At 42.3% G+C, this 21,057-nt stretch carries 23 protein-coding genes; 12 read left to right on the top strand and 11 right to left on the bottom strand.

Translation table 11 applies throughout. From position 1 onward, the window contains the following. Nucleotides 1-12 precede the first annotated feature (12 nt). Entirely contained in the window at nucleotides 13-738 is a 726-nt protein-coding gene (locus O2Q26_RS15090) for a GntR family transcriptional regulator (RefSeq protein WP_289216696.1), read from the top strand. Nucleotides 739-750: 12 nt separating this feature from the next. Continuing rightward, nucleotides 751-1,473, top strand: coding sequence for an SIS domain-containing protein (locus O2Q26_RS15085; protein WP_289216695.1), 723 nt, complete (start codon nucleotides 751-753; stop codon nucleotides 1,471-1,473). A 558-nt stretch (nucleotides 1,474-2,031) separates the two neighbouring features. On the opposite strand, the gene O2Q26_RS15080 is transcribed toward O2Q26_RS15085, so the two are convergent. After that, nucleotides 2,032-2,223, bottom strand: a complete 192-nt coding sequence (locus O2Q26_RS15080) for a hypothetical protein (RefSeq protein ID WP_289216694.1) — start codon at nucleotides 2,221-2,223, stop codon at nucleotides 2,032-2,034. A 26-nt stretch (nucleotides 2,224-2,249) separates the two neighbouring features. Further along, the gene (locus O2Q26_RS15075; protein WP_289216693.1) at nucleotides 2,250-2,888 is read right to left on the bottom strand and encodes a YczE/YyaS/YitT family protein; all 639 of its coding nucleotides are present in this window, start codon (nucleotides 2,886-2,888) and stop codon (nucleotides 2,250-2,252) included. A 139-nt stretch (nucleotides 2,889-3,027) separates the two neighbouring features. Here O2Q26_RS15075 and O2Q26_RS15070 point away from each other — a divergent pair, with 139 nt between their 5' ends. The 5 genes from O2Q26_RS15070 to O2Q26_RS15050 all read left to right on the top strand — a co-directional run bounded on the left by O2Q26_RS15070 (nucleotide 3,028) and on the right by O2Q26_RS15050 (nucleotide 5,063). Further along, a complete protein-coding gene (locus O2Q26_RS15070; RefSeq protein WP_289216692.1) occupies nucleotides 3,028-3,204 on the top strand; it encodes a hypothetical protein in 177 nt (58 codons plus the stop codon). Between the two features lie 148 nt (nucleotides 3,205-3,352). Continuing rightward, complete coding sequence (locus O2Q26_RS15065) at nucleotides 3,353-3,940, top strand: YdeI/OmpD-associated family protein (RefSeq protein ID WP_289216691.1); 588 nt, start codon at nucleotides 3,353-3,355, stop codon at nucleotides 3,938-3,940. Nucleotides 3,941-3,977: 37 nt separating this feature from the next. After that, complete coding sequence (locus O2Q26_RS15060; RefSeq protein WP_289216690.1) at nucleotides 3,978-4,349, top strand: iron chaperone; 372 nt, start codon at nucleotides 3,978-3,980, stop codon at nucleotides 4,347-4,349. Between the two features lie 140 nt (nucleotides 4,350-4,489). Then, the gene (locus tag O2Q26_RS15055; protein ID WP_289216689.1) at nucleotides 4,490-4,693 is read left to right on the top strand and encodes a hypothetical protein; all 204 of its coding nucleotides are present in this window, start codon (nucleotides 4,490-4,492) and stop codon (nucleotides 4,691-4,693) included. A gap of 136 nt (nucleotides 4,694-4,829) precedes the next feature. After that, complete coding sequence (locus tag O2Q26_RS15050; protein WP_289216688.1) at nucleotides 4,830-5,063, top strand: hypothetical protein; 234 nt, start codon at nucleotides 4,830-4,832, stop codon at nucleotides 5,061-5,063. A 116-nt stretch (nucleotides 5,064-5,179) separates the two neighbouring features. Here the strand turns inward: O2Q26_RS15050 and O2Q26_RS15045 are convergent, their stop codons facing one another. From O2Q26_RS15045 to O2Q26_RS15020, 6 genes are all read right to left on the bottom strand, one after another. Next, the gene (locus O2Q26_RS15045; RefSeq protein WP_289216687.1) at nucleotides 5,180-6,526 is read right to left on the bottom strand and encodes a sensor histidine kinase; all 1,347 of its coding nucleotides are present in this window, start codon (nucleotides 6,524-6,526) and stop codon (nucleotides 5,180-5,182) included. A gap of 3 nt (nucleotides 6,527-6,529) precedes the next feature. Continuing rightward, the gene (locus O2Q26_RS15040) at nucleotides 6,530-7,225 is read right to left on the bottom strand and encodes a response regulator transcription factor (protein WP_289216726.1); all 696 of its coding nucleotides are present in this window, start codon (nucleotides 7,223-7,225) and stop codon (nucleotides 6,530-6,532) included. Between the two features lie 42 nt (nucleotides 7,226-7,267). Continuing rightward, nucleotides 7,268-8,215 carry an ABC transporter permease gene (locus O2Q26_RS15035; RefSeq protein WP_289216686.1) on the bottom strand — a complete coding sequence of 316 codons (948 nt, stop codon included), beginning with the start codon at nucleotides 8,213-8,215 and terminating at the stop codon, nucleotides 7,268-7,270. Continuing rightward, nucleotides 8,215-9,129 carry an ABC transporter ATP-binding protein gene (locus O2Q26_RS15030; RefSeq protein WP_289216685.1) on the bottom strand — a complete coding sequence of 305 codons (915 nt, stop codon included), beginning with the start codon at nucleotides 9,127-9,129 and terminating at the stop codon, nucleotides 8,215-8,217. The genes O2Q26_RS15035 and O2Q26_RS15030 overlap by 1 nt, the downstream gene beginning before the upstream one ends. Nucleotides 9,130-9,385: 256 nt before the next feature. After that, a complete protein-coding gene (locus O2Q26_RS15025; protein WP_289216684.1) occupies nucleotides 9,386-9,988 on the bottom strand; it encodes a class I SAM-dependent methyltransferase in 603 nt (200 codons plus the stop codon). A gap of 128 nt (nucleotides 9,989-10,116) precedes the next feature. Continuing rightward, nucleotides 10,117-11,232, bottom strand: a complete 1,116-nt coding sequence (locus O2Q26_RS15020) for a glycerol dehydrogenase (RefSeq protein ID WP_289216683.1) — start codon at nucleotides 11,230-11,232, stop codon at nucleotides 10,117-10,119. Between the two features lie 323 nt (nucleotides 11,233-11,555). Between O2Q26_RS15020 and O2Q26_RS15015 the strand changes: the two genes are divergently transcribed. Beyond that, complete coding sequence (locus O2Q26_RS15015) at nucleotides 11,556-12,011, top strand: ASCH domain-containing protein (protein ID WP_289216682.1); 456 nt, start codon at nucleotides 11,556-11,558, stop codon at nucleotides 12,009-12,011. Nucleotides 12,012-12,181: 170 nt separating this feature from the next. After that, nucleotides 12,182-13,033, top strand: a complete 852-nt coding sequence (locus O2Q26_RS15010; protein ID WP_289216681.1) for an SDR family oxidoreductase — start codon at nucleotides 12,182-12,184, stop codon at nucleotides 13,031-13,033. Nucleotides 13,034-13,299: 266 nt separating this feature from the next. On the opposite strand, the gene O2Q26_RS15005 is transcribed toward O2Q26_RS15010, so the two are convergent. Continuing rightward, nucleotides 13,300-14,169: a DMT family transporter gene (locus O2Q26_RS15005; protein ID WP_289216680.1), complete on the bottom strand. Its 870-nt coding sequence runs from the start codon at nucleotides 14,167-14,169 to the stop codon at nucleotides 13,300-13,302. Nucleotides 14,170-14,443: 274 nt separating this feature from the next. On the opposite strand from O2Q26_RS15005, the gene O2Q26_RS15000 reads away from it, so the two are divergent. The 3 genes from O2Q26_RS15000 to O2Q26_RS14990 all read left to right on the top strand — a co-directional run bounded on the left by O2Q26_RS15000 (nucleotide 14,444) and on the right by O2Q26_RS14990 (nucleotide 19,575). Then, nucleotides 14,444-15,019: a TetR/AcrR family transcriptional regulator gene (locus O2Q26_RS15000; protein WP_289216679.1), complete on the top strand. Its 576-nt coding sequence runs from the start codon at nucleotides 14,444-14,446 to the stop codon at nucleotides 15,017-15,019. Between the two features lie 81 nt (nucleotides 15,020-15,100). Next, entirely contained in the window at nucleotides 15,101-18,268 is a 3,168-nt protein-coding gene (locus O2Q26_RS14995; RefSeq protein WP_289216678.1) for a bifunctional cytochrome P450/NADPH--P450 reductase, read from the top strand. Between the two features lie 764 nt (nucleotides 18,269-19,032). Continuing rightward, complete coding sequence (locus O2Q26_RS14990; RefSeq protein WP_289216677.1) at nucleotides 19,033-19,575, top strand: 2'-5' RNA ligase family protein; 543 nt, start codon at nucleotides 19,033-19,035, stop codon at nucleotides 19,573-19,575. 63 nt (nucleotides 19,576-19,638) lie between these two features. Here the strand turns inward: O2Q26_RS14990 and O2Q26_RS14985 are convergent, their stop codons facing one another. Together O2Q26_RS14985 and O2Q26_RS14980 are read right to left on the bottom strand one after the other, a co-directional pair. Then, the gene (locus tag O2Q26_RS14985) at nucleotides 19,639-20,367 is read right to left on the bottom strand and encodes an AAA family ATPase (RefSeq protein ID WP_289216676.1); all 729 of its coding nucleotides are present in this window, start codon (nucleotides 20,365-20,367) and stop codon (nucleotides 19,639-19,641) included. An 85-nt stretch (nucleotides 20,368-20,452) separates the two neighbouring features. Beyond that, a complete protein-coding gene (locus O2Q26_RS14980) occupies nucleotides 20,453-21,034 on the bottom strand; it encodes a YdhK family protein (protein ID WP_390216736.1) in 582 nt (193 codons plus the stop codon). Nucleotides 21,035-21,057: the final 23 nt, after the last annotated feature.

Here is a 21,057-nt window from a genome sequence, read left to right as displayed (position 1 = left end):
AGGAGAAATACTATGGTAGATAAGAAGTCACCACTCCCTATGTATTATCAGATTGAAGAAGATATCAAACAGCGGATCGAGAAGGAGGAATTCCGTCCTTCCGATATGATCCCATCCGAACGCGAGCTGTCGGAAACGTTCGACGTCAGCCGGATGACCGTGCGCCAGGCGCTCAACAACCTCGTCAGTGAAGGGATTTTATACCGGGAAAAAGGAAGAGGAACCTTTGTCGCGGAAAAGAAAATTGAACAACCGCTGCAAGGGATGACCAGTTTTACAGAAGATATGAAGGCAAGAGGGATGGAGGCGAGCAGCAAACTGCTCGTCTTCGAAAAAACAACCGCTCCCTTTGATATCTCCCGCAAATTGAACGTAAAAGAAGATGCAGACGTTTATAAAATTCAAAGGATCCGCTACGCCGATCAAAAACCGATGGCGATTGAGACGAATTACCTTTCCGTCGACATGTTTCCTGATTTGGATGAACAAACTGTCCTCGGTTCTTTGTACAGCTACGTGGAAAAAAAGAAAAAGCAGCAGATCGCTAAAGCGAGTCAAATGATCGAAGCGACGACCGCCGATGAAAACCAGGCAGTCTTACTGGACATTCCAGTCGATGCCGCCATCTTGTATATTGAGCGTAACAGTATCTTAAGCGACGGAACGCCATTTGAAGTCGTCAAATCAGCCTACCGTGCTGACCGCTACAAATTCATCAGCGACATTTATCGTACGTAAGGGGTGGAAAGCTTGTCCTATTTATCCAAAGCTGCTGCACATATCAGCCATTTAGAACACGCAACGAACGATCAACTGACCACCATCAGCCGAACGATTGCCAAACGATTGAGTTCAGGCGGCATCATCCACTTGTTCGGCTGCGGACATTCCAGTCTCCTGGCCCAGGAACCCTATTACCGGGCGGGAGGACTCGTACCCGTGCGCCCGCTCATCATCGAACCCCTCACCCTCAGCCAGGGAGCCGTCCAATCAAGTAAATATGAAAAAACTGACCACTTTGTCCATGAGTACCTGGTTAAAGAAGACATCCGAAAAGAAGACGTAGTGATCATTATCTCAACATCCGGCCGCAACCCGGCGCCCATTGACACCGCTGCATATGCACGCGAATGCGGAGCTTACGTCATTGGCTTGTTATCAGCAGAATACGCCGTGACCCAGCCTTCCCGCCACCACTCAGGAAAAAGATTAGAAGACGTTGTAGACACGGTCATCGATACCCAAATTGCTGTAGGCGATGCCGCGGTCAAAGAAGAAGGCATCTCCGAGGCATTTGCACCGCTGTCATCGGTTGTCGGCATCGCTCTGATTCAGGACCTCCTGGCGAAAACAATCGTAAGTTTGAAGGAGATGGGCGAAGACCCACCTATTTTCAGAAGTGGAAATGTGGATGGGGCAGACGAGCATAATCGTAAGCTAGTGGAGCGGTATCGGGATCGTATTGAGTTTTGACGGATGGATATTCAACTGATTGTTCAATGACTGTCTGTTAAATAACTTGGCCTTAAAAGAGACCATATCTCTAGGCAGCAGTTTCAAGAATTTTGTATGTGAATATGGTGGCTTTAGCAAACGGATCGCTTTCAATGGGCATGTGGAGATCTTCCTCAGGCTAAAGCTTTGCGGAATCTCACCTACCATGTACATCCCACAGGAGTCTTACCGTTTTCTAAAGCCACCATACGATTGGAATGCGCTCGAAACTACCTTCAAGTGTAGTAAGTTTTTAAAACTTAAATGATATAACCACGGCACTGGAATATGATGATCCCACGACATGATATACTCATACCTTTAATAGCTGAGGCACTAAGCGATGTTGGCTTATCATACTCAAATAGCTGGTTAGATAGGATTTAGGAAGTCTTCCACTCAATACCACGGGTTCGTTCGCAGCTGCGAGATCCAACAGGGCTTTAGCTCGAGGAAGCTCGCCAATTCCCCTACAGGAGAGCGAGTAGATTCCCAACCACTTCTGCCCCTTCATACGGCAACGAACTCCGGGTTATTTTACAGTTCCATGGATTTATTCAGGTAGTAAAGTGAGCATGTGATTTTACCTGTAAATGTGATTGAATCGTCAGAAACGATTGCGGATTCAAATGCTTCTGCTTCAAAAGAGTAAGTAAAAAAAGAACGCTTGGAAATCAGTATCCAAGCGTTCTTTTTGCTATTAGAACTGTACTGTGATTTTCTCCCCACATCAGAACTCCTTAAAACAAGGAGACTTAAACTACTTCTTCAGGCACATCGCTTCCGCGTGGATCCAGCTTATAATACAGAGGATACGCTCTCGTATAGCAGAACTGAATAACGGGTCCAAGGAACAGCATCGGTGCTATCGTTCCAAGCCCCACAGGGCCTCCAATGATCAGGGCAAGAGATGTCATGAACACCGCTACTGCGGTTTGCCCGGCTTGAATACTTAATTTGAAGCGAGCACTGACAGCTAAGAACAGCTGGTCCACCGGCGCACGCGGGAATTGAGGGAGAATATAAATGGCAACTCCCAGGCCGATAAGGGCGACGCCTGTTAATAAAGCCAGTACCTGCAGGACGTACGGCGCTGTAGATAGATCCACATTGGAAAAAACGACCTCCAGCCAAAAGTCCAGAATCAGACCTTCCATAAACACAGGAATGACCGCTCGATGCTCAGGTCTCTGGTTCATTAACTGAGCGTTCACAAAAATAATAATGAGCTGAAATGCAGCGTACCAGAATCCAACTGTAAACCCGAGGTGCTCGTTCACTCCAATGAAAAAGGCTGTCCAAAAGCCTGCGCCTAACGTAGCGTTAATGAGAAGCGCCACTCCAAAAAAGTTGATCAGCATCCCCATCAGGTAAACGACAGAACGATAAAGCATGACATACTCCTCCCTTCCATAAAATAGTGGTTACAATAGAGGAATTCCTCAGAAATGTGACCACATTTTATTAGGGATTATGTAGTGCGTCAATGAAAATCTTTTACTGTAAATGAAGGTTTATAGGATCGAACGTAAATTGGCTGGATCCACTGCCAGTACTGGGATAGACGTACTTTATTTTCCAGCGTTAATCACAGACCAGAAGCGTGGAATCCATCATTCTTTGGAAAACGGTATGATTTTAATAGAGATAGGAATGGTTTGGATTTCGAAGACGAACCTATCGATGCTGGAGAGCACGATGATTAAATAAAAATATTATCGTTTTACATAGTTTATTACTGACCATCGTTTGGTATAGAGGAACAGCTCCTGAGCTTAATATGTAGTCCGTAGATATTAATTCAAGGTTGGTGTATATTCAAGTAAATACCATCAAAATTGAAAAGGAGCGTTCCTTGATGACGACTAATAGAACGAATCCTAAAGTTGATGAATTTTTAAGCAGATCCGATAAGTGGAAGGAAGAATATGAAAGGTTGAGAACCATCGTTCTTGACTGTCAGCTGACTGAAGAATTGAAGTGGGGTGTTCCCTGCTATACGTTTCAGGGAAGTAACATCGTTTTAATACACGGCTTTAAAGAATACTGTGCGCTTTTGTTTTTCAAAGGGGTCTTGTTACGAGATGATCAAGGTATTCTCATCCAACAAACAGAGAATGTACAGGCGGGGCGACAGGTTCGTTTCACTAATATTCGAGATATAGTGGAAATGGAAAACACCTTAAAAGCCTATATAGATGAGGCCGTTGAAGTTGAAAAAAACGGGGTGGAAGCAGACCTTAAAAAGAATACTGAAATTCCTGAAGAACTTCAAAATAAATTCGATGAAATCCCTGACTTGAAAGTTGCTTTTGAAGCTTTGACGCCGGGAAGACAAAGGGCGTACGTTCTTTATTTTTCTAAAGCAAAAAAATCCGAAACTCGAGTATCAAGGATCGAAAAATATACACACCATATTCTCAATGGAAAAGGATTAAATGATTAGTACGCTTTTCAGTAAATACACATTAGGAGGAACCAACATGGAAGCTTTTGAACCTTACTTAAAAGGGATCGATAACCCTGACCACCGTGAGCGCTTAGAAGAAATTTATACGTGGGTGGCAGAGAGATTTCCGAATTTGGAACCGCAAATGAAGTGGAATACACCTATGTTTACCGATCACGGAACGTTTATTATCGGCATTGATGCAGCGAAGCATCATGTGAGCGTGGCCCCGGAACCAGCAGCAATCACCCACTTTGCCGATGACATTGCTAAAGCGGGTTACAGCTCTACGAAAGGCTTGTTTCGGATTCGCTTTAAAGAATCGGTGGATTACGAATTACTTGAGAAAATCATTGAGTTTAATATACAGGATAAAGCTGAATATACGAATTTTTGGCGGAAATAGAGTGACTTTATTCTTATAGATAAAGTCACTAGTCCTATGTATTAGGTGATTTTCTTATAGCTTATTATAAATTGAATTTGTCTTTTCTTTATTAAGGCACGAAGAGAAAAAATTAGTTTGAATGAAGGAGGATATCAATAATGGCGATTGTCACTTTTCTTCTCATAGGGTGGATACTAAGCTGGTTTAAATTTAATAGCCTGTTCATCCAGGCATTCAAGGAGCTCTTTCATAAGGAAATCTCAGATGCAAGCTACTATTTTGTCCTCTTTTGCATAGGGTTTATTGGAGATTTTATTTTGTTTTTTAAAGGAACGTATGAAATTATTTTGCTCGATTTATAAAAAGATAACGTAGACTAGCCACTCTTATGCATGCCGCGGGGGTTTTCCTTAATGTGATCAAGTGAAAAGATCCGTATTAGTACAAGGGTGGCTAGTTCGTAGTAAGCATACCAGGGCAGAAAAAGGAGATGAAGTCGTGTTTTTTAAAAATATGACAGAAAAACAAACGATTCATTGGAGAAAAGGAGCCATTATTGGCTTTTATACATATTTGATACTGTTGTTTATTGATCTTACCTACGATCTTCTATTCGCAGCGAATGCTTTTTCCACGTCTTTTATATTTTGGGGTGGGTTGATTGCCGCATTTGGAACCGAGCTGATTTTTAATTTGAAGGACAAAAGAAAGCTGAGGAAAAGCGTATCCTAATTTCATCCTTTATATAAAAGCGTTGGCGGTACTTATACTATGTCGCTCAAAGCGCCGGTTCCACTTGCTGTTGTTTAACGGATATAAAAAAAGACAGCGGATCCGCCGTCTTATCCTTATTTTTGTTCTAATAATAAAGGGAGTTCGATGGTAAAGGTACTCCCTTTTTCCGGTTCGCTTTGTGCAGAAAGTCGCCCGCCGTGCTGCTGGATTATGGATTGAGCAATAGAAAGCCCAAGACCCGATCCGCCAAGCTCCCGGGAACGGGATTTTTCTCCGCGGTAGAACTGGTTGAAAATACTCTCGATTTCGTCTGCTTCAATACCAGATCCATCGTCATGAACAGCTAACTGAAAGGTTCCTTCCTCGCTCACTACTGCCTCAATGTCTAAGTGTTTAGTGCCATAACGTACCGCATTGTCGATTAAATTTGTAATGACTTGGACGATCCGCTCCGGGTCAATAGATAAAGTAACGGTAGGCAGTGGTTTGTCATAGCTTAGCTCCACCCCTTTTTTCTCCGCTTCCATTTCGAATTCTTCCAGAACGTCCTGTAAAAAGACCTGGCTATCGATCAGTTCCTGCTGGATCGGAAGCTTTTGTAATTCTACTTTCGAAAATTGGAAAAGGTCTTCAATTAAACGGTCTAGTTGATCTGTCTTGCGCCGGATGACTTGATAGTATTTTTCTCGTTTTTCTTTCGTATCAGCGACTCCGTCCTCTAATCCTTCCACATAGCCTTTAATTGAGGATAGAGGTGTTCGCAAATCATGAGACACGCTGGCTATCAGCTGTTTTCTTGAGGCTTCATACTGCTTTTGTTCTTCTTTAAGCTCTTTTAAATGAAGACGCATCGCATTGAACCCTTTAATAAAACGGCCAATCTCGTCTTTCTTTTTATAGGAAAGGTGATAATCTAAATTTCCTTCCATTACTTCTTCAGTCGCTCTGTAGATTTCTCTCAGCGGCATTAAGATCGTCCTTGAAATATACCATGTCCAAACAATGATTAATGTTAGTAAAGAAGCTGCCCCAAGCCCCACACTGATTAAAATGGATTGCAGGATGTTCTTAGTCAAGTTCGCCTGGCTCCTCATTTCTACATTATACAAATATCCTTCTGCGGAAGTGACTTCGAACTCATCAGGTGGAAGGCTGACTGCGGAACTCTCTTCATCACTTATATGATTAGAAGACTGATAGATCGTTTCGCCTTCATCATACATGATTTTTACATCAGTGGAGAAACGTTCCACCGCTTCTTCTATATTTATTTCGGCAAATTCATGATTTGAAAGCTGCTCTCTCAGCCATTCTTCCATCTGCTGATAAGATTCACTGACCGTTTCGTCCTGTCGTTCCAGCTGAGAGGACTGAATAGCCAAAGAGGCACCAGTTATGGCGACGGGGAGGAATATAATAGATAAAAAAGCGATAATAAGCCTGATCTTGAGCTTTCCCACATGTCACTCCCCCTCAAATTTGTAGCCAACACCCCAGACCGTCTTTATATATTTAGGAAGGGAAGGGTCAGGCTCTATTTTTTCACGAATCTTCCGGATGTAGACGGTCAGTGTATTGAAATCCCCCAAATGATCATAGCCCCATACCTTATCAAACAGTTGGTCTTTCGTAAAAACCTGGCTGCGGTGACTGGCTAACACATACAATAATTTAAATTCTCTCGCCGATAGCTCAACCACCTGGCCGCGAAGCGTCACTTTATATTCGTCCGGGTCGATGACTAAATCGCCAAAGGTCAGGCTCTGCTGTTCTTTGGAAGGTTCTGAATAATAGCGGTACCGGCGGAGGTGGGCTTTCACACGGGCTACTAATTCGCTGGGGCTGAACGGCTTTGTAATGTAATCATCGGCGCCAATACCTAATCCTACGATTTTATCGGTGTCACTGCCTTTAGCTGTCATCATGATAATAGGCAGCATGGCTTTGCTTCGCATTCTTCTGCAAAGTTCCATTCCGTCCATTTTGGGCAGCATCAAGTCAAGGATAACCAGCGAGGGGTCAGCATCCTGGAATTGCTGCAGCCCCTCCTCGCCATCCTTGGCGTGAATCACTTCAAACCCTTCTTTTTCAAGGTAGTCCCTTACTAGTTCAGCAAGCTCTATTTCATCCTCAACAATTAAGATGCGGTCAAACGACATTGTACCCATGCCTCCCAGCCTGTTCAAAAACTTCTTTCATTATTATACGGCAACATCTCTCCATTTAAAAACAGCCCAGGATACAATAGTAAATAATATAAAGTAGAGGATGAGTACGATAATGGAAAATGATATCGTCATTCCTTCTACCATAGGAACGCCGTTGATATATTGCATTAAATTAGTATTCGCAAATAAAATATATTTTACCCAGTCGTACGAGCTGAGCAGCTGAACGAACTGTGGACCTGTAAACATAAGAAACAAAGAGAATCCTATTGCTAGAGCGCTGCTCCGGAAAACCGTCGAGATCATAAAAGCTAGTGTAGATATCATAATAATTTCGACACTTTTATAACCGAATAGGCTGAGAATATAGCTGATCATCGGTTGCTCAACAACCTGACCGTTACTGTATGTGAGAAAGGCGGATGCTCCGCCAGAGTTCCCAAAGAATAAGGCTCCGAGGATAAAAGACAGCCCAATCATTAAGGTAAGCATGACAAATCCAAAGCTGATGACAGTCACATACTTTGAAAGCAGGACTTTTCCGCGGCTTACGGGTCGGATGAGTAGCAGTTTAATGGTACCAGAGGAGAATTCATTCGCCACGATGCTTGCTGCAATGACGATCGTAAATAAGGAAGCAATCCCTATAAGGTTGGTTGTATCTGCCATGAATCCCCACAAAGAATCAGATTGAAGAGGAGGCACGTCCTCTGCTAACCGGTATTCTAAAACAGCCAGCTCCTGCTCTAAATAGTCTTGTTCCACCTTTAAAGGCGCACCGCTGTTAAGCCTTTCCTCGATTTGAGTGATTTCGGCTTGTGCCTGTCTTTCCCATGAAGCCGAATCTTCTTCGTTTAAAATAAATTTAGATACGAGTGCAAAGACAAGCAAAGTGAGGATCATTAACCCTATCATAATCCATGTCCCTATTCTCCGGTAAATTTTCAGATGCTCATTTTGAAGCATTTTAAAAAGGTACATTATAATTCCTCCTTCGTCAGCTCTAAAAATGTGTTTTCTAATGATTCGTGTTTTTCGTTAAGCTGATAAAGCTGATAGCCACTCTTGACTATGTCGGATGCAAGCCTGGCTATATCCTCTTTCTGCTCAATCTCCACATGCAGGATTCCGTTGATATTATTGATAGACCATGATAACGACTCAAGGTATTCCATGGCTTGCTTTTTAGGATGGACGTTAACCTGGACTGTCCGCTTTTTCTCCTTGAGAAGTGTTTCCATTTTTTCTACCTGAAGCAGCCGTCCATGCTGGATAATTCCTATTCGATCACACATAAGCTGCATTTCAGCTAACAAGTGACTTGAAACAAACACCGCTAAATTCTCTTCATGGGCGATCCTGCGAATATATTCTCTAATCTCACGAATACCCGCTGGATCTAATCCATTTGTAGGCTCGTCTAAAATCAGCAGAGAGGGCGAATGTAAAAGAGCCTGGGCAATACCTAGCCGCTGTCTCATGCCGAGTGAATACCCTTTTACCTTCTCGTGAATTCTGCCGCTTAATCCAACCAGTTCAACAATTTCTTTAATACGGTCTTTGGAAATCGGCTTCACAGACAATCGCGCATAATGCCTTAAATTCTCATAACCGGAAAGAAAATCGTACATTTCCGGATTTTCAATAATCGCGCCGACCTGAGCTATGGCCTTTTGAAAATCCTTATTTACGTGATGTCCCTGTATATAAATATCACCTTCTGTCACCTTCATTAGGCCGACGATCATACGGATCATCGTTGTTTTACCTGCACCGTTCGGGCCTAAGAACCCGAACACTTCGCCTGGATAAACATCGAGTGATATCCCATGGATGATTGTTTTATTTCCAATCTGTTTCTTTACATTTTTCATCTGAGCTACTGGCTCTGTCATAAAAAATCCCCCTTTCTTAATTCCTTCACCAGTATGATGCAAAGAACTTAAATGGCTCTTATGAAGTTCTTAAAAATTTCTTAAAATACTTCATTAGATGGAAAAATAGATCCATCGCATCGCACAAAAAAAACAAAAAAGAGTGGACCATTAGTAATGGCCCACTCTTTTAATTCGATATACTATAATCAATCTTTATTAAAACTTTTCCATCAACGCTTTGAAAGCCTGCTTCACTGTGGAAGAGGTACGTTTTTTATTTTTTCTGAAGAACTACCTGGATGACATGTCCCAGACCATTATGTCTTTCACCTTCATTTCGAACAGCTTCTCCATAATAGAAATGAAGCACGTTCTGATGTTCTATCCAACTCAGCACATCAGAAGGGGTATACAGTAATTGTTGAGAAGGCGGACCTCCTGTACCATACTCCAGCTGCTTCTCCGAATAGACTTCAAACATGACGATACCGCCTGTTTTCACAGACTGAAGAATGTTTTCTATTAAAAAAGGTTGCCCGGATTTAGGTACATGACCAAATACCATAACAGCTGCATCGTACCGCTCACTTTCCACTTTCTCATTGATTAAATCCTTTTGTATGCCTTTTACTTCAACACGATGCTGCTGAGCCAGCTTATACATTTTTTCAAGGCCGGTACTTGATTGGTCATAGGCTTCTACTTCATGACCTTGTGATGCCAGATAGACGGCATTTCTTCCTTCTCCTTCTGCAAAGCAGCCAATTTTACATTTGGCTGGCAGTCTGCCGGCCTGCTCTAAAATAAAATCATTTACCTCGGTGCCGTAAACAAAGTTCTCATCGGAAAAACGCTCGTCCCATTGCTCTTTTGACATCGTGATTACCCTCCTAAATTTACAAAAACGGTAAGTAAGTTTGATCCTATTGTATATGTGCAATCGAAGTGACTGGAAGTATTTCGCTTACAAAAAAGCTGGGAAGATAATCTTCCCAGCTTTTCGTATTATCCATCTATTTCTAACATTCCTTTGAAACTTTTAGCATATTGGTCAGTAGCAATAATCGCATCAGCGACTTCTTCAGCTGTTACTGAGAAAGCCTGGTGGATAGTTTCTCCTTCAGCAGTAGCGGTTTCTGCTACTTTGAGGATATCTTCCCTGGATACATCTTTTAGTTTAATGTCTTCTAAAGTGATTGGTAGATTAAGGCTCATATATAATGCCATATATTGTTCGATTTCTTCTTGTGAATGCTCTTCCATCGTTAATTGAACAAGGGTGCCGAATGCTACTTTCTCTCCATGTGTGAGGTGGTGGATTTCACCTTCAAGAGCGGTAAATCCGTTGTGTATGGCATGGGCAGCGCCTAGTCCTCCACTTTCAAATCCAAGACCGCTAAGCAGTGTATTCGCTTCAATCACATTTTCTAAAGCAGGCGTTACCACTTGACGTTCATTGGATTGATATGCGAGTAATGCGTAATCAAAGAGTACTTCTTCGCATTTTTCTGCTATGGCCTGTGCAGCTAGTGTCGTTTGTCCTCCTGCCATCGTATTTCCTTTATTGTTCACGACACTTCTCACTTCGACGAATGTAGCCAGTGCATCTGCGATACCGGAAGCTAAGAAACGCGGGGGAGCTTCTGCAATAATTTTGGAGTCCAGTAATACAAGGTCTGGATTCTTTTTATAAAAACGATACGATTCAAACACACCTTCATCAGAGTAAACCACGGAAAGTGCGCTGGTAGGAGCGTCGGTAGAAGCAGTTGTGGGAATGATGACCATATAAGCTTGTACCTCATCAGCAACGGCCTTTGCAGTATCCAGCGTTTTGCCTCCGCCGACACCAATGACAATGGAAGCTTCAGCCTCTTTAGCAATTTCGGTAATTCGGTCCATTTCCTTTGGAGATGCTTCGCCGTTAAACACAACGTTCTTTGTATTAATAGTAGTTTCTTTGAGGTAAGATACAACATCGTTTCCTGCAATCTCCCATACTGTCTCGTCTGCTATGACTAGAGCAGTTTCACCAATACCTTCTAAATGTTGACCGATTTTTTGAATAGCATTTCTGCCCTGTACATATTTTGATGGGCTAATGTATACACGTTCCTTCATGTGTGATCCCTTCCCTTCGTAAATTCATACTTCTGTTATTTACCCATTTATTTCAGAGGTTTAAACGGATGAGACGAAAAATAATATTCCATTTACATTGCTTTACACTAATGAACCAAGTTTTTACTTAATATTGTAATTTATATGTTGGAATTACATATGAATCGATCTTAAGTCTTTTAGATGACTAGGTATTGGGAGGAGTTCTTCCCTAAAAGGGGGAAGTAGAAAAAACACTTATTCGCAGTATTTTAATAAAAGAAACTATTTCTAAATAAAATCGTAAGTAAACTAAGGGAAAAATAGAAAGTAGGTTGATAGATATGAGCAATGATTCAATTCAGGAAATGTGGAAAGATTTTAAGAAGACCCACCCGAATGCACCAACTGATTTTGAAGCATGGGCTTTTGGTGATTCTAAGGAAATGGCTGATGAACTGGCGAAGTTAGTGTTAGAAGGAAAGAAAACAGCAACAGCATCAAATTATACGTTATATGAGTTAGACAAGGAGCCGCTGCCCCATATTGGTCTTCATAATATTATTCTCGATGGGGATGGAAAAGCCGTGGCCATCGCCGAAACGACTTCGGTTGATATTATTCCATTTGATGAAGTTACTGAAGAACACGCTTATTTAGAAGGTGAAGGCGACCGCTCATTGGAGTATTGGCGTACCGTTCACGAAGACTTTTTTAAAAAAGAGCTCCAGGAGGTAAATCTAGACTTTCATCATAAAATACCTGTGGTATGTGAAAAATTTAAAGTATTATATAAGTAATATACTGTATTGTTGTACATGGCTTGATGAGTACCATATGGCCACACTCTTCTATCCTGATTATCTTATCCAGGGCTGGTATCAAAACCTTTTTTTAAAATTATTGATTAGAAATTTTGAAGAAAGAGGGTAGGCTCTTTTTCTTTTTTTCTAATAGGAGTGATTCGGACATGACTATACTTGTTACGGGTTTTAATGGGAAAATGGGAATAGAAGTAGCCAAAAAGTTACATGAACAGAACCTTTCCTTTAAGGGTGCTGTGAGAAATGTTGAAAAAGCAAAGAGAACGTATGGAAATGACTTTGCTTTTGTAAAATTAGACTTTTCTAATCGTGCTACATTTGAAGAGGCATTAGAAGGTGTAGATAAGATCTTTCTCATTTATCCTCCAGGAGGCAAAATCGAATTTTATCAATTTCTTAAAATGGTCAAGGAAAAACGTATAAAGCATGTTGTGTACTTATCGGTTAAGGATGTTCAGTTTCTTCCTTTCATTCATCACTTTAAGAATGAAAAGCTCATCAAAAAACTAAATATCCCCTATACTTTTATTAGAGCAGGGTATTTCATGCAGAACCTGCATGATTTTTTGGGAGAAGAAATTAAAGAGAATAGAAGGATTTTTGTCCCTGCAGGTAAGGGGAAGACGAGCTTTGTTGATACACGGGATCTTGCAGAAGCAGCTCTTCACGCTTTTGAAAATCCTGCAGATCATACAAACAAGAGTCATATCATTACGGGAGAGAAAGCGGTCGATTTTTATGAAGTGGCTGACTTAATGACTTCTATTCTGGGGGAGAGAATCGAATATACAAATCCAACGGTTAAAGAATTTAAGTCGTATATGTTACAAAAGGGAGAAAATGAGGACTTTGTGAATGTCGTAATCGGTATTCATTTTCCAACCAAGCTAGGGTTGGCCAAAGGAGTCACCTATGATTTTGAAAAAATCACAAAATCAAAACCAACTCCCATTGCCCGGTACATTGAAGATTATAAAGAGAGATGGTTGAGAGAGTAGAGGGATCATAGGATAAGAAAGTTACTAGTTACGATACAATTTATCCGTCCATGATTATAACGAAGAAGCGTAAGTTAACATTCATGCGGATTTGCAACATTATGATAACCTTCACAAGCAATGGATATAATGAATCTAAGATAAAGCCCCACACGAAAGCAATGTCGTATGGGGCTCTATGGTTCGTATAGTTTTTGGCTAAATGCCGACTTACTAGTGTTGCTTTACTTATCTCAATTAAATTCGTTAACTGTACGTGAACTATCTCAGTCAGACTGCTTTAAACTAAGGGTGGTGACCGTTGCCAGGATGAGTACCATTCCAAGAAATTGAACGAGACCCAAATCATCTCCCAAAAGCATAACGCCGAATAATGAAGCTGTCACCGGTTCTACCATAGCGACCATAGAAGCAGTTGACGGGGCAGTCCGTCGAATACCAATCACATAAAATATAAATGAAATTCCTGCTCCCAGCAGCCCTAAAAGAACAAACCAGCCTAAGTCGCTTGACGTCACTACACTGGCTGCTTCACCCCTGTTCATAAAGAGAAGAAGAATGAGGCAGAATGAGAAAAAGGCGATAGTTAAGGTCGTCTGCGGCTTTGCAATAGAAGCGGTTTTTTTAAATCCGAATATAAACAATGCGTAGCAAAGCCCAGCAGCAAGCCCAGCTGCCGCCCCTAGAAAACTTACTGAAATCGATTCGGGGTTGTAGGCGCCTGTAAGCAGGATAATCCCGATAAGCACGCCGGCAATGCATCCCCATTTGAACCAGGTAGAGCGTTCTATTCCTCTTAAAAAGGAGACTAAAAGAACAAACACAGGGGCAGAGTACACTAAAGTAGCCGCAACAGCAATGCTTGAAGACTCGATACTAAGAAAGTAAAAAGTGAAATTACCAGCAACACCGAGCCCTGCTAATAAGGACCATATATATAAACGAGGAGAGGTCGTCCAATTTTGTTTAAAGCGAACGAGAAACCAGGCGAGAAAACATATAAATCCAACAGCCCCTCGATAAAATGAAATCACAATAGGATCCCAGCCCTTGTCCATTAAAATATCCGCAATTCCCCCGCTTATGCCCCAGAATAAACCTGCTAGCATAACTAAACTTACACCTAAATATCTCATTGTGTGCCTCCTAATAATAAGTAATAGTACGAATATTTGGTTACGCTATTGGAATCTCATCTTGATTTTACTAACGTAAATTCAAGGGCTGTACAATCCTCATTACGCTCCTAATTATCCATAAAAATGGTAGTTCCTTTTATTTCTAGTATCTAAACCTAAATTAGATGTGCAAGCTTTTTTGAGACCTTTGGATGATTGTACGATATGGAATAATGTACTACAATACTTAGGAATGAATGTTCATTCCGTGACAAAAGGAGGAAACTTTCATATGCCGACATCCACAAGTAAACGTGATCATATCATCCACAGTGCGCTGACTTTATTTGCAGAACGTGGTTTCGATGCGACAACGATTCCGATGATTGCTAATGATGCCAGCGTAGGCGCAGGAACCATATATCGCTATTTTGAGAACAAAGAAGTTCTCGTCAATACGTTGTTCCAGCATTATGTGACATTGTTCACCCAGACGCTGGAGGAAGATTATCCGAAGGAAGATAGTATTCGTGATCAATTCCATCATTTATTTAAAGGGATGATTCGTTTTACAAATGAACATGAGCATGCCCTTTATTTTATAAAAACACATAATGCTGCTTACTTTCTTGATGATACAAGTCGAGAGAGTTTTAATCATCTGCTTATGATTCTCCAGAATTTCCTAGATGAGGGGAAAGAAGAAAAGCAAATTCGAGATCTTCCATCGAAGGCGTTAATTGCTATTATATTTGGTGGTTTTCTTGAGCTTTTTAAATTGATCCGTGCAGGTGACATCGAATCGTCGGAAGAATTATTGGCAGGAGTAGAGGAAAGTTGCTGGGATGCTGTGCGTCATCATTCGTGATGGGGCTCAGTTTTCTTATCCTATTAAAGGAATGAATATTCATTCCGGTTATTTTCAATTCCATGAAAGAGGTGCTTATTCATGAATCATATAGAAAAACTTCCACAACCGAAATCCTATGGACCGCTCGGAAATTTACCGGGCATTGATAAAGATAAACCCGTGCAATCGTTTATGAAACATGCCCGGGAACTGGGGCCGGTCTACCAATTCCAATTTCCGGGTCGAGTAAGTAACTTCGTTTCTAATGCTCGTTTTGCTGCAGAAATCTGTGATGAAACACGCTTTGATAAAAAAGTTGGACCAGCTCTTCAAAAGGTACGCGCCTTTGGCGGAGATGGTTTGTTCACAAGTGAAACGGAAGAACCGAATTGGAAGAAAGCCCACAATATACTGCTTCCTAGTTTCAGCCAGCAGGCGATGAAGGGGTACCATGATAAAATGGTCGATATTGCTTCCCAGCTGGTCCAAAAATGGGCGCGTCTTAATTCGAACGAAGAAGTTCATGTACCCGACGATATGACACGCCTTACGCTTGATACTATTGGTTTGTGCGGATTCAACTATCGGTTCAACAGTTTCTATCGTGAAGATTCTCATCCATTCGTAGAAAAAATGGTGAGGGCGCTGGATGAATCGATGAGCCAGTCACAGCGGCTTGGTATCCAGGATAAGCTGATGGTCCGTTCCAAACGACAATATAAAGAAGATATTGATTACATGTTCAATCTTGTCGATCAATTAATCGAAGATCGTAAACAAGCAGGTGATCAAGGAGAGGACGATTTACTTGGCCACATGTTGAAAGGAAAAGACCCTGAAACAGGGGAAGCCCTGGATGATGAGAACATCCGGTTTCAAATCATTACATTCTTGATTGCTGGGCATGAAACAACGAGCGGTCTTCTTTCTTTTGCGATTTATTTCTTGTTGAAAGATCCTGAGAAATTACAGAAAGCCTATCAAGAAGTGGATGAAGTGCTTGGTGATGATACACCTTCCTATAAACAGGTGAAACAGTTGAAATATGTACGGATGATCTTGAATGAAGCGTTGCGATTATGGCCGACTGCACCGGCTTTTTCTGTTTTTGCCAAGGAAGACACGACCCTTGATGGAGAATATGAGGTGGAAAAGGGAGATTCGTTCACCCTGCTTTTACCAGAGCTGCACCGTGACACGTCCGTCTGGGGGGAAGATGCGGAAGAGTTTAAACCGGAGCGATTTGAAGATCCTGCAAACATTCCGCATCATGCTTATAAACCTTTTGGCAACGGGCAGCGGGCTTGCATTGGGCAGCAGTTCGCTCTTCATGAAGCGACGCTCGTTCTCGGCATGGTCCTGCAACATTTTGACCTCAAAGATCATACAGATTATGAGCTGGACGTCAAAGAAACGTTAACGTTTAAGCCTGACGGATTAACGATGAAAGTGAAATCGAGAAAAGAAGCTATGGTATTCCAAGCGCCAGCTTCTGAAGAAAAACAAGAAATATCTGTAGAATCGAAGGCTGCGCCTGTCATTCAATCAAATGGCACGCCATTACTTGTGTTATTTGGATCTAATTTGGGAACGGCAGAGGGGGTAGCCCGAGAGCTTGCGGAAACTGCGCGATATCAAGGATTTGAAGTGACCACCGCTCCATTGAATGAATGTGCCGGGGATCTTCCGACAGAAGGGGCTGTCTTGATTGTATCTGCTTCCTATAACGGAAACCCGCCAGATAATGCAACTTCCTTTATGGATTGGCTTCCTTCTGTTGAAGAAGCTGACCTGGAAGGGGTAACCTATGCTGTCTTCGGCTGTGGGGATCGCAATTGGGCGAACACCTATCAGCGCATTCCGGCCATTATCGATGGAGAGCTCGAAGCCAAAGGGGCTTCAAGACTGCTTGAACGTGGAGAAGGAGATGCAAGTGAAGACTTTGATGGCGATTTTGAAAAATGGCAGGAGCGTTTATGGCCTAGTTTAGCGGATCGTTTTAATCTTGAGCTGGAGGATGGAGACCATACGTCTAGTCACGTCTCTATGGAATTTGTCAGTGGCATCAGCTATACACCAGTTGCTCGCACGTATGATGCTTTTACTGCCGTTATTCGTGACAACCAGGAACTCTTGAATACTAGTGAACGCAGTACTCGTCACATTGATGTACAGCTGCCTGCCGACGTCACCTACAAAGAAGGGGATCATCTTGGCGTGCTTCCTGAAAATACACCAGCACTTGTACACAGGGTGTTGAACCGGTTTGGAATAAAAGGAGAAGAGCATGTCATTCTTGGAGCAGGTACAGGAAGAGCGACCCATCTGCCTGCCAACCAGCCTGTTCAGCTTGCACAATTATTATCGTCATATGTGGAACTGCAGGAACCTGCCACTCGTGCACAAATTCGCGAGCTCGCAGCCAGTAACCCTTGCCCTCCTCACAAAAAGGAGCTTGAACAACTTGTAGAGGATGACATCTACAAACGAGAAATTTTGGAAAAACGTCAGACAATGCTTGAGCTGCTTGAAGCTTATCCATCCTGTGAAATGGAATTCGAAAGCTTTATCTCCTTGCTGCCGTCCTTGAAAGTCCGTTACTATTCCATCTCTAGTTCACCACGTGTGGATGAACACCAGACAAGTGTTACGGTCAGTGTCGTCCGTGGGGAAGCCTGGAGCGGCAAAGGCGAGTATGAAGGAGTAGCTTCTAACTATCTCGCATCTCGAGAAACAGGAGACAAAATCGCCTGTTTCATTAGGACGCCTCAATCGGAATTTCAGCTGCCTGACGATCCTGAAACTCCGATGATTCTCGTAGGACCAGGAACGGGAATCGCGCCGTTTAGAGGATTCATCCAAGCTCGCCATGTCATGCAGCAGGAAGGGAAAACGCTGGGAAGTGCTCACCTGTACTTCGGGTGCCGTCATCCAGAACAGGACTTTTTATACGAGAAAGAACTGAAGGAAGCCGAACGCCTTGGGCTTATTGAGCTTCATAGTGCATTCTCCAGACAGGACAATGAAGAAAAAGTATATGTCCAGCATTTAATGAAGAAAAATGCACAAACGATTATCTCTCTCTTAGATCAAGGAGGCCACTTGTACATTTGCGGCGATGGCAGCAAGATGGCTCCTGAAGTGACGGATACGCTGATCGGGTGTTATCAAGACCTTCATCAGACAAGTAATCAAGAAGCAGCTGCCTGGTTGGAAGGGCTTGAACAATCCGGTCGCTTTGCGAAGGACGTCTGGTCTGCATCCTAAGGTTTTTTCGCACCGATTGTAATAAATTTCTCAAGTTGAATAATAGGATTTAAAGGTTAATGAAAGAGGGCGATTGCTTCATACTGCGATCGCCCTTTTTATTTATGATCTGTTAAATTTCCATGTTGTTATTCATATAATCTCCCTATTCTTGAAGGCTTAGTTTCGAGGTATAGTGAGAGTTTAGGGGCTGCAGGAAACGATTCGCTTTCCGTGGGGCGGGCGCTGAGCCTCCTCGAGCTTCGCTCTGTGGGGTCTCACCTGTCCCGCTCATCCCACAGGAGTCTCACCGTTTCCCTCCGTCCCTTTCCATATATGTCTCTCGAAACCGCTTCACGAAAAAGCAAACACTTGCTGGTTTTCATAACAAGTGTAAAAACTTGATGTGAGGCGCTATCTTCTCACCTGACAGGCATATAGAAGACCCACTTTCTTGGTAAAGGGGTTCGTTTCTTAACTCTATCAAATGGGGTGGTTGGGAAGCTGCGAGACTCCCGTGGGAGAAGGAGGTAGGCGAGATCCCACAGGGCTGCAAGCCCGAGGAAGCTCGCCAGTTCCCCCACAGGAAAGCGAGTAGCTTCCCAACCACCCCTGACTCTTAATTCGGCAACGAACCCCGGTTATCTCGAAATTGAGTATTCAACAATCCTTCTTTATTATTGAATAACTCTCTTATGAACATCAACAACCATCTTTAACATTATTTAAGTAAATCGATTATAATCGGAAGAGGCAGGAGAGGTTAAAAGAGAGGAGGACTTAGAGTGAAAAGTTTGAAACATGATACATACATCGTATTGGATTTACCAAATAAAATTGCTGATAAAGTTAAGGAGATAAGATCTGAATATAGGTATACTATGTCTTTGCCTGCCGAAATAACTGTGGCTGGTTCAAGTGGAATAGGAGTCTTACAGTACGAACAAGATTCGAGCAATGTCTATAAAATTACTAAAGATATAGCTTCACGGACGAGACCGATTAAGGGCACTTTCGGAAAAGTCAGCAGGTTTCCACATACGGATATTTTCTTTTTTACCTTACAAGATGAAAGTCCGTTTCGAAAATTTCACGAACAACTTGTAAATTCAAATATTAAATTTACAGATAGCTCATTTCCTTATAAGCCCCATTGCACATTATGTAATAATTCATCGCTGTCAGTTAAAGAAACTGATGAATTATTATCAATGGAAATGAGCGAGGCATTCATTCTTGATACGGTATCAGTTTATTCTCTCCAAAGAAAACCCAATGGTGATATAAACGTACATTTGCTTGAAAGAGTTAAGTTGGTTGGAGAGTGAACAAGATTCCAAATTCCAATTATTTAAAAAATACCGTCAGCTCAACTCTTTTATAAGCTAAGTTCAATCATCATCTAAAATATCGCGGAGAAATCTCTCACGATTTTGCAAAAAATAACTCGTAATCTGAAAGTGGTTTGTCTCCTCATACTGGATCTTATGAATCTCTTCTTCATCAAAACTGTAAATATCAGCGTCAGGATACCCTAACAGAATGGGGGAGTGGGTGGCTATAATGAACTGGCAGTCTCCTGAGGAAACTAAGTCATGCATGATTTTTAAAAAAGAAAGCTGACGCTGAGGGGACAAAGCCGCTTCAGGCTCGTCCAACAGGTAAATGGCTTTCCCGTGGAACCTGTTCAAGAATAGAGACAAAAACGACTCCCCATGAGACTGTGCGTGCAGCGACTGCCCGCCATATGCTCCATGAGCGCCGACTTCATCAATATGAGACGCGAAATCATAGAAAGACTCGGCGCGAAGGAAAAAGCCTTTCGTCAGTTTTGGCAGCCAGGACAGTTTGACATAATCTCCGAGTGCCGATTCAGAAGCATGGACGTCATAATAATTATTCCGTCCGCCGCCTGCTGTATGAAAGCCGCATCGATCGGCGATGGCTTCTAACAGCGTCGATTTACCGGAGCCATTTTCTCCAACAAAGCAAGTCACCCGGTTGCTGATATCAAGATGCTGAAGATTTTTTATAGAAGGGATTGAAAAAGGATAAGTTTGAAAAGAAGGAATGCGTTCACGTTGAAGTTCTATTCTCTTTAACACGGAATCACCTGTCATTTCTATTTTTCCCCTATCGTACCATGGTTACATTATAAAAAAACACCATCCCCAAACTGGGAATGGTGTCCGTTTCATTTACATATTATTCATCGGATAATTCACTTTCTGTTACCCATTTATGGTTCTCAACCTTTTCTCCTCCGTCGGTCGGTTCAAAATCGACCATATAGACAGTTGTTTCTTCTGCGGAATCAATGGTTGCCTCAGCACCTTCCATGCCTTCCATATGAGAAGCGTTTAAGGTGACTTCTGCTCCCTCTTCAAGAGGTGCCTCTCCTGGATCTTCGAGTTCTTCATGGATGACCCATTTATGATCTTCCACACGTTCTCCGCCATTGGTTGGATCATAAGAAACGACATAAGCTACCGTATCGAAAGCTCCAGAAATCGTTGCTTCTGCGCCATCCATTCCTGGCATGTGGTCTGCATTCATGACAGCGGTACTGTCGACTTCATAGGAAGGATCCTCTGCTTCTTCAAGATCGTCAGGCACCTCGCCTGAACTTGAATGATTCATTTCAGAATGGTCCATTTCTTCACTGGACTCATTGCTTTCCTCGTTCTCGTTCGTGCTTTCATTTTCCTGCTCATCGCTGGAACAAGCAGCGACAAGCAAAATCAACAATAGCGCAGCCAATCCTAACATTCTTTTTTTCATTTTCAGTTCCTCCTCATTTTATCATCTAT

This window comes from Halobacillus campisalis, assembly GCF_030345335.1.
GTDB classification, from domain to species: domain Bacteria; phylum Bacillota; class Bacilli; order Bacillales; family Halobacillaceae; genus Halobacillus_A; species Halobacillus_A campisalis.
This window is presented reverse-complemented; position numbering and strand designations above follow the sequence as displayed.